The organism is Dehalococcoidia bacterium (assembly GCA_035310145.1).
Taxonomy (GTDB): domain Bacteria; phylum Chloroflexota; class Dehalococcoidia; order CAUJGQ01; family CAUJGQ01; genus CALFMN01.
This window is the reverse complement of sequence record DATGEL010000100.1, coordinates 1-8,320: the sequence shown is the minus strand read 5'-3', so window position 1 is coordinate 8,320 and position 8,320 is coordinate 1. Positions and strand designations below refer to the sequence as shown.

At 71.0% G+C, this 8,320-nt stretch carries 11 protein-coding genes; 6 read left to right on the top strand and 5 right to left on the bottom strand.

What is annotated here, in order from left to right:
• Both VKV26_18900 and VKV26_18895 read left to right on the top strand, forming a co-directional pair.
• Window positions 1-966: CoA transferase (locus VKV26_18900; GenBank protein ID HLZ71978.1), on the top strand; the 966-nt coding region annotated here is incomplete at its 5' end.
• A 181-nt stretch (window positions 967-1,147) separates the two neighbouring features.
• Window positions 1,148-1,372, top strand: coding sequence for a hypothetical protein (locus tag VKV26_18895; GenBank protein HLZ71977.1), 225 nt, complete (start codon window positions 1,148-1,150; stop codon window positions 1,370-1,372).
• A 176-nt stretch (window positions 1,373-1,548) separates the two neighbouring features.
• On the opposite strand, the gene VKV26_18890 is transcribed toward VKV26_18895, so the two are convergent.
• The gene (locus VKV26_18890; protein ID HLZ71976.1) at window positions 1,549-2,418 is read right to left on the bottom strand and encodes a helix-turn-helix domain-containing protein; all 870 of its coding nucleotides are present in this window, start codon (window positions 2,416-2,418) and stop codon (window positions 1,549-1,551) included.
• Here VKV26_18890 and VKV26_18885 point away from each other — a divergent pair.
• Genes VKV26_18885 through VKV26_18875 form a run of 3 tightly spaced genes read left to right on the top strand, consistent with a single transcriptional unit; the run spans window position 2,417 to window position 4,175 of the window.
• Window positions 2,417-3,307, top strand: coding sequence for an AzlC family ABC transporter permease (locus VKV26_18885; protein ID HLZ71975.1), 891 nt, complete (start codon window positions 2,417-2,419; stop codon window positions 3,305-3,307). The two genes, VKV26_18890 and VKV26_18885, sit on opposite strands and share 2 nt — an antisense overlap.
• Window positions 3,304-3,597 carry an AzlD domain-containing protein gene (locus VKV26_18880; GenBank protein HLZ71974.1) on the top strand — a complete coding sequence of 98 codons (294 nt, stop codon included), beginning with the start codon at window positions 3,304-3,306 and terminating at the stop codon, window positions 3,595-3,597. Before VKV26_18885 ends, VKV26_18880 begins: the two co-directional genes overlap by 4 nt.
• A 35-nt stretch (window positions 3,598-3,632) precedes the next feature.
• Entirely contained in the window at window positions 3,633-4,175 is a 543-nt protein-coding gene (locus VKV26_18875; GenBank protein ID HLZ71973.1) for a GNAT family N-acetyltransferase, read from the top strand.
• On the opposite strand, the gene VKV26_18870 is transcribed toward VKV26_18875, so the two are convergent.
• From VKV26_18870 to VKV26_18860, 3 genes are all read right to left on the bottom strand, one after another.
• On the bottom strand, window positions 4,152-4,844 hold the full coding sequence (locus VKV26_18870; protein HLZ71972.1) for a hypothetical protein: 693 nt from the start codon (window positions 4,842-4,844) through the stop codon (window positions 4,152-4,154). The two genes, VKV26_18875 and VKV26_18870, sit on opposite strands and share 24 nt — an antisense overlap.
• An 86-nt stretch (window positions 4,845-4,930) precedes the next feature.
• Window positions 4,931-5,212, bottom strand: a complete 282-nt coding sequence (locus tag VKV26_18865; protein ID HLZ71971.1) for a hypothetical protein — start codon at window positions 5,210-5,212, stop codon at window positions 4,931-4,933.
• 196 nt (window positions 5,213-5,408) lie between these two features.
• On the bottom strand, window positions 5,409-6,599 hold the full coding sequence (locus tag VKV26_18860; GenBank protein HLZ71970.1) for a hypothetical protein: 1,191 nt from the start codon (window positions 6,597-6,599) through the stop codon (window positions 5,409-5,411).
• A gap of 256 nt (window positions 6,600-6,855) precedes the next feature.
• Between VKV26_18860 and VKV26_18855 the strand changes: the two genes are divergently transcribed.
• Window positions 6,856-8,010, top strand: a complete 1,155-nt coding sequence (locus VKV26_18855) for a 6-phosphofructokinase (GenBank protein ID HLZ71969.1) — start codon at window positions 6,856-6,858, stop codon at window positions 8,008-8,010.
• A 76-nt stretch (window positions 8,011-8,086) separates the two neighbouring features.
• Here VKV26_18855 and VKV26_18850 read toward each other — a convergent pair.
• A partial coding sequence (locus VKV26_18850) for a VOC family protein (protein HLZ71968.1) occupies window positions 8,087-8,320 on the bottom strand: 234 nt, incomplete at its 5' end.

The following is an 8,320-nucleotide window of genomic DNA, read 5'->3' as shown; positions in this document are numbered from 1 at the left end:
GGCCGGGCACTGGCGCTGCGCCTGGCCGAGGTCTGCGACCTGGTGATCGAGAACTTCGCGCCGCGCGTGCTGCCTGGGCTCGGCCTGGGCTGGAGCGACTTCGCGGCGGTCAATCCGGCGATCGTGATGCTCTCAATGTCTGGCTTCGGCGCCAGCGGCCCCGAACGCGACAACGTGCTCTACGGCAACTCGCAAGTCGCGCTGTGCGGGCTGGGTCATGCCAGCGGCTTTCCCGGCGGGCCGCCGGAGAACATCGGCATGGCGCACGGCGATCCGGTCGCGGCCTACCATGCCGCCTTCGCCGCGCTGGTGGCATTGGCCGCGGCGCAGCACGATGGGTTGGGCCAGCAGATCGACATGTCGCAGTGGGAAACGATGCTCGCCACCTCGCCGGAGGGCGTGTTGGCGCTCGGCCACGGCGGCGAAGAGCCGCCGCGCCAGGGCAACCGCGACCGCTTCGCCGCGCCGCACGGCTACTTCCACTGCCGCGGCGACGACCGCTATCTGGCCGTCGCGATCGAGACCGAGGCGCAGTGGCGGAGCCTGTGCGCGGTGATGGGCGAGCCGGCGTGGAGCGCCGCGCCGACGTTCGCCACGGCCGCCGGACGGCTGGCGCACGTGGCTGAGCTTGAGCGCAGGCTCGGAGCCTGGACCGAGATGGAGGACGCCGAGGATCTGCTCACCAGGCTGCGCGCCGCTGGTGTGCCCGCCGCGCTCGTCGCCACGATCGCCGATCTGGAGGGGGATGAGCACCTGGCGGCGCGGCGCTTCTTCGAGACGATCGCCCATCCCGAGGCCGGCCTGCGACGGCACGTGGGGGTGCCCTTCAAGCTCTCACAGACACCGCCGCGGCTGTACCGCGCCGCGCCGCTGTTCGGCGGCGACAGCTCCTACGTCTTGCAGTCCCTGCTTGGCCTCTCGGCGGCGGAAGTGCGGCGGCTGGAGTCGGCGGGCGCGTTGCACTGAGCCACCGTTCGTGCGTCACGGCGGCGCCACCCCGGCCTGCCGCCGGGTTATGCAACGTGGCGAACTTCGGTACGGATCAGTGGCGAACCAGGCCCAATGGTACTTGTGTTCACGTTCACAATTGATACGATGGTAAAGAGATTGACGATCGCCGGCCCCGAGCCGGCCGTCGGGAGTAGCCATGATGTTGGAAGAGCTGATCGTCCACGCCCGCGTGCAGGAGCTGCGGCTTGCGCTCGCCCGCGCCGAGCGCGAGGCTGTGGCCCTGCGGATTCTGAAAGCGCCGCGCGCCGCGGGCGCCACCCGCTCCGAGCGCCTGATCAACGAGCTGTACGGGCCCGGCCGTCGCCCCGGCGCCGACCCTGCCCTGTTCCAGCGCCTCGTCTGGAACGGCCTGGATATGTAGGCAGCCCGCGCCCCGAGGCCAGGCGCCGGCGCACCGCCACGAAGCTGAAGGCTTGACACAGCGTCGCTCGGGCCGTCTGCTTCGCCCGTTGGCCGGAGCGCTCCGCCTCGCGCATCGAACCGCTTGCCGGCCCCTTCGCGTGCCTTGCGGCGCGGCGTGCGCGGCGCCGCGCAGCGTTAGGGCCGGCTCAGGCTCGCGTCCCATGTGACCAGCGCCGCGTGTTCGACCTGCTCGGCGCACCAGCCCATCGTCTCGGGGTTGGCCGGCAGGTAGTAGATCAGGCGGAAGCGGGCGTCGCGCGTGAAGCGCTCGGACGTCAGGCGGAACTCCAGCACGCCCGCCCCCGGCACCGCCAGCCGCACCGGCGCCAGGGGACGGTCGGCGCTCACCGGCGCCGGCTCCTGGACGACCTTCTCCCAGTAGTGACGGAACAGGGGAAGCGCCTGCCACAGCCGCGCCAGCTGATCGGCATGCCAGGGCTCGGCGTGAAAGGGTTCGCTCTCGTAGCGCAGGGCACGGATCAACGCCGGCAGGAACTGCCGCGGTTCCACTACCAGCGGCGCGAGCAGTGAATCCGGTTCGAACCAGGCCCCCAGGAACGAACCAGCCGCGAGCTGTTCCAGGCGAGGATCGGCAGCGGAGACGCCCAGCAGCGGCGGCAGCAGCCGGTTCCAGGCGACCAGCCGCGGGCTGCAGTCGAGCAGATAGGCGGGAAATGCCGCCGCCGCCAGCTCGCGCCGGCAGGCGTGGCGTGCCCAGGCGAAGTCCTCGGGCGTGGGCAACGGCGTGCGAACGGCGTAGCCGAAGCACTCAAGCACGTCTCGCCGTTCGCTGTAGCGGGCGCCGAGGGCCGTGAGGATGCGTTCGAGCGTCGCCCGTTCCGGCTGCGCCACGCGGCCGCATTCCAGGCGTTGCAGGTAGCCGCTGCCGAGCGCGGCCTCCCCTTCGACCCAGAGCTGCGTCTTGCCGGCCTGCCGGCGCAGCGCCCTCAGGCGCCCGCCGCCCGGCGGCGGCTCGAAGGCTGCCGGCAGCGATTGCTTTCGCATGAATTCGCCTTCGATCACGAAGACGCGCCCGCTCCTGCGCGCTAGCGTAGCAGAGACGGGGGCGCCTTGCTCTGCGGTTGCGAACGAGAGCCGTGCCGCTTCTGCGAGAGTAACATTGAGCATTCGGGCGGGGGCGGATGTGGCAGGTGAGCAGACCGCGGCGCCGTGGAGCGCGGATCGAGCACCGTTTCTGCACGGTTTCGTGGCGATGCTGCCGTTGTGGATCGGTGCGATCCCGGTCGGTATCGCCTACGCCGCGTCGGCGCGCGCCGCCGGTCTGAGCGCGGGTGAGACGCAATTCATGAGTCTCACCGTTTTCTCCGCCGCGGCGCAGCTCAGCGCCGTCTCGCTGCTGGCAAGCGGCACGAGTGCACCGCTGCTGGTCGCGACCGCAGCCGCGCTCAACGTGCAGGCGCTGCTGCTCGGCCTGGCAGCTGGGCGGCGGATCCGGCCCTCGCTGCCGGCGCGGCTGCTGGCGGCCTGCTTCCTGACGGACGCGGCGTATGGCGTGACGGCAGCGGGTAAGCGCTTCACCCTGGCCGGATTGCTCGGCGCCGGCGCCAGCATGTATCTCGCCTGGAACACGGGCACCGCTCTGGGCCTGGCCGCGGGCGGCGTGTTTCCGTCGGGGCGGCGGCTCGGTCTCGACTTCGTGGCGCCGCTCACCTTCCTCGCGGTGCTGCTGCCGCTGGTGCGCACGCGCGCCGCCCTCTGCGCCGCGCTCAGCGCCGCCGCCGTAACCGTGTTGCTGCTGAAGATCGCACCCGGCGGCGTCGCCGTGCTCGGCGCCGGCTTCGCGGGCAGTGTTGCTGGAGCGGGCTGGCAGCGCCGCGGCGGGCAGACCGCGGCGGGAGCGCCCGCCGCGGCAGCTACGGAGGCTCAGACGTGAGCGCCATCTGGATCATCCTGACGATGGCCGTGGCGGTGTACGCGCTGCGGCTCTCCGGCTTCCTGCTGGCAAGCGGGTCACTGGCGCGCGGCGGCGAGAACGTCTTGCAGTTCGTGCCGGTGGCGACGCTCAGCGCACTGATCGTTTCCGGTCTCGCGGCGCGGCCGGCGGAAGGGACGCCGCGGCTGCTGGCGTTGCTGGCCGGCGCCCTGGCGGCGCGACGCAGCGGCGCGGCCTTGCTCTGCATCCTCGGCGGCATGGCCGCATACTGGCTGCTGCGGCTGCTGTGATCGACTGCTCGGTAGCAAGAGATGGAGCATTCACCATGAGCACGAGCACGGATTGTGGCTTGAGCGTCCGCCACGACCTGCGCCCGGGCGACCTCGGCCGGGTCACGGAGCAGCACGGCGTGCTGTACGCCGCCGAGTACAGCTTCGATCACACCTTTGAGGCGTATGTCGCGCAGTCGTTGGCCGAGTTCGCGCTCACCCTGCCGGCGGCCGGCAGCCGCATCTGGCTGGCGGAGGACAACGGCCGGCTCGTGGGCTCAGTCGGCATTCTGCGGCGCGAGCATGACGCGGCGCAGCTGCGCTGGTTCCTGGTCGACCCCGCCGCACGGGGGCAGGGGCTCGGCCAGCGTCTCCTCGACGAGGCGCTGGCCTTCTGCCGCGCGTCGGAGTACACGTCCGTATACCTGTGGACCGTCAGCCTGCTGACGGCCGCGGGGCGCCGCTACCGGGCGGCCGGCTTCCGCAAGACCGAGGAGCAGACGCACGCGCTCTGGGGCACGGTGGTCACGGAAGAGCGGTACGACCTGGCGCTGGACCCGCCCGGCCCCGGAGGGTCATTGGAACCCGACGTCGTCTAGAAACAGCGCCGGCTGCGGCTTGCCCAGGCCGTCCTGGAAGACGATGCCCTTGATCGGCTTGGCCGTGCCGCCCAGTTCGGCCAGCGGCACGCGGTAGTACTTCCAGGAGCCGACCGTGATGTCGCCGAGATTGGCGAGGAAGTACGGGTTGGCGATGAACTTGTCGTTGGTGTCGACGAGCGACACGGCGTAGCGCTGGCCCGCCTGCGTCACCTGCGCGGCGAAGCGCAGGTAGGTGTAGGGCGAGATGTCGGTGGCGATATCGGTGTGCAGGTAGACTCCGCCCCAGGCCTGGGTGATCGTCGCTGAGATCGCGCGCTGGCCGCTGTAGACCGGCGAGGTGGAGGCGAGGTCGACCGTGGCGCTCCAGGACCAGTCCTCCCAGCGTGACGCCAGGTTATCGCCGTAGACGGTCAGCCCGGCGGATTCGATCGGGCCGGCGCCTGGACTGGCCTCGGCGGGCGCGGTCTCGGCGGCCTGCGCGGCGCCGCTTGAGGGCGGCGCCTGGCCAGCCTGCACGGGGCCGCTGCCCGCGGCCGGACTGGCGGCGACTTCACCTTCCGCGGGAGTGCCGGCGGGCTGCGACGATGCGTTGTTCGTCTTGTGCGAACCGCACGCGGCGCCGGCCAGCAGCAGACCGCTCAGTAACACCACTCCGACCCTACGCATGCTCCTCCCTTTCCCCGCCCGCGGTTGGGTGGGGCCATCCTGAACCTGTATGCGACTGGCAGGTAGTGGGCCCCGGCCGCCGCGGCTCAGCCGCGATCCGCCGGCGGCGCCGTGTGGATGCCATCGTCTTCGAGGCCTGGACCACGACCGAGCAGACGCGCCGCCAGTCCCGCGACGCCCGTGCAGGCGCCGGCGATGGCGAGCAGCAGCACGGTGGTGCCCGGCCCCAGACCGTAGAAGTTCGCGCTGGGCAGATGACTGCGCGCGGCGGCGACGAAGCCGGCCGCGGCGAGCAGTACGAGGGCGATCAGCAGGGTGAAGAGGGACGAGGTGTGCGCCAGCGTCTTGCGCACGATTCGTCTTGCCATCCGAGTTTCGCTCTCAGCGCGCACGATGTCGTGCTCCCAGTGTAGCACGCCGTCAGCCGCCGTCCCGCCTGATTCGAAATCGACGCAACCGAGCCGCTTCCGTAGCATTCGCGACCTCGGCCAGGTGACCGACGCACGGCGCCGTTGCGGCGTTCACGTGCATGAACGCGCTGCCGGCCGCCGGTTGGCCGTCGTCTCACGGATGGTAGACCTGCGACGTTGTCACCAGCCGCCGCCACGGCCCATCCGGCACGCTCCCGTCGTCCACGAACTGCCAGTCGAGCCGGTTCTCATCGTTGTCCAGCCCGTTGAAGCCGAGACAGTCGCGCAGCGCCGGCGAGACGTCCATCCCGGCGCCGTTGAACTTCTTGTTGCGCGGGCGCGCGTCGTTCGCGCCGAACACGTAGGCGGTGTCGTCGTACTGCCCGGGCCCGGCGTCTTCGATCTGTCCGTAACACGTGTGTCCGCCGCGCATCAGCTTCACCCAGCGGTTCTTCATCAAGGAGACGCCGGGCCCGGGGTCCGGCAGGCCGGCGGCCCAGGGGATGACGTTGGTGCGCTTCGGCTTCGGCCGGTCGCCGTCGAAGTCGGCGTAGGGCAGGTCGAGATAGAACGGGTTCTCGCGCGGCGTCATCTGCGCCGGAAAGTACCCGTCGGCGGCGTTGGTGGAAACGGTCTGGCAGGAGCCCGATGCCGTGGAGCCGTCGCAGCCACCGAAGTGCTGCTCCCAGGCGTCATCGTAGGCGGAGACCACCTGTGAGCCGTCCGCCGCGTTCACATCGAAGATCTCGCCCACCCAGAAGACGGTGGCGACGATATTGGTGTGCAGCGGGTAGCCGCGCGCGGCCGCTTCTGGCGACGGATGCGAAGCGCCCGCGCCGGGTATGAGCGTGATGCGGCCGCCGGCGCCGCTGAGCGCCCAGGCGCCGCTGCCGCCCGGCAGCGGCGCACGTTGCCCGGCGAGTTGGTAGCCCGCGGCGGGCGTGTAGGTGTACAGCACGTCCGCGCCGCTCACGGACGCCGGCGCGTTGCCGCTGGGGTTGCCGATCAGCACGTAAGCACCGGCCGGGGCTTGGACGGAAACCGCGTCACGCGCGGCGCCCGCGGAAAGCGTCACCGTCGTATCGGCCGCAAAGTAGGCCCAGTAGCCGGCGCCGGCGCCGGTGGCTCCCGGCGCCACGCTCGCGTAGCTGCCCGCGTCGGCCTGCCAGGCGTAGAGCGCGGACGCGGCTGAGAGGTCCGTGCCCGGCGGCGCGGCGATCAGGTTCCAGCCGGCCGGATAGGTGCGCTGCCGGCCGGTGCTCTGGGCGCGGCTGTATGTACAAGTGAGGAAGATTGCCAGGAAGGGCAGCAGCAGCAGGCCGCGCGATCGAGGCGGGAAACGCATGCACAGCATCGCCGTCCAGTTCGCCCCCGCATGCGTTTCTCAACCGATCGTAGCATGGGCGGGCCGGCTTCCCGCCTACCGGCCAAATGGCGGACGGTGGACGATTGTCGGCTTGGCGTGGCCGGGGCGATGTTCGACACTGGATAGTGCGCGGGTTATCCTCACGCGCAGCGATCCGAGCGCCTCACGGGCGGACGGTTGCCGGCGGCGCGACTGTTCCCGGCATGTGCGCCGCGGCCAGTGAAGGGTGAGGGCCATGCGTCTCGGCATTCTCACCGGCGGCGGCGACGTTCCCGGCCTGAACGCGGCGATCAAGGCTGCCGTGCTGCGCGCCGCCGACGAGGGCCACGAAGTGCTCGGCATTCGCCGCGGCTGGGCGGGGCTGCTGGAGTACAACCCAGACGATGCCTTGAGCTGGGATGAATGCGTGATCGCGCTCGACCCCGGCGTGGTGCGCGTGATCGATCGCAGCGGCGGCACCTTCCTGCACACGAGCCGCACCAACCCGGCGAACGTGCGCAGTGAGCGCCTGCCGGCCTTCCTGCGCGACGCCGGCCTGCCATGCGTGGACGGCGTGGTCGATGCGACGCGCCACGCGGTGCGCGTGGTCGAGCACCTGGGCCTCGAGGCGCTGCTGCCGATCGGCGGCGACGACACGCTCTCGTTCGCCGAGCGCATCAACCGCGAAGGCGTGCCCGTAGTCGCGCTGCCCAAGACCATGGACAACGACGTGCACGGCACCGACTACTGCGTCGGCTTCTCCACCGCCGTGACGCGCAGCGTGCAGTACATCCACCAGTTGCGTTCGTCGGCCGGCTCGCACGAGCGCCTGGCCGTCGTCGAGCTTTTCGGCCGCAACTCCGGCGAGACATCGCTGCTGGCCGCCTACCTGGCCGGGGTCGACCGCGCGATCATCTCCGAAGTGCCGTTCGAGGCGGAGCGGCTGGCCGGGCTGCTGCAACAAGACAAGGCCGGCAACCCCAGCCACTACGCGATGGTGACGGTCTCGGAAGGGGCGCAGATGCAGGGCGTCGGCGTGCTGGAGAGCGGCGAGCCCGACGCCTACGGCCACCGCAAGCTCGGCGGCATCGGCCAGGCCACCGCCGACGCGCTCAAGCGGCTGACCGGCGAGGACGTGATGTACCAGCCGCTCAGCTACTTGATGCGCTCCGGCGCGCCCGACAGCCTCGACCTGATGGTCGCCGTGAACTATGCGACGATGGCGGTGACGCTGGCCGGGCGCGGCGCCCAGGGCCGCATGGTGGCGCTGCGCGACGGCACCTACACCAGCGTGCCGCTGCGCATTGTCCGCCAGGGCATCAAGCGCGTCGACGTGGAGGAGCTGTACGACGCGCAGGCTTACCGACCCAAGGTGCGGCACATGGACGGCAAACCCATGTTCCTGTACTGACGGCGCCTGGCACGGCTTCGGAACGGAATGCGATGGCAGTCTGCAGTAGGCCACTCTCCGATCCGGGCTGTGCGCGTCAATGAGCAGGGGCGCTTGCCTGGGCCAGCCGCTCCAGCGCCCCGGCCGCGTAGCTGCGCACCTCGATCTCGTTCCCGTCTGGATCGCGGAAGTAGACGCTGACGCCGTTGCCGTGCGCTCCCCAACGGCGCGCCGGCCCGGTGTAGACATCGACGCCGCGGCCGCGCAGGTGCTCGGCAACCGGCTCCAGAGCCTCGTCCGCGATCACCAGGCAGAAGTGGTTCAGGTTCGT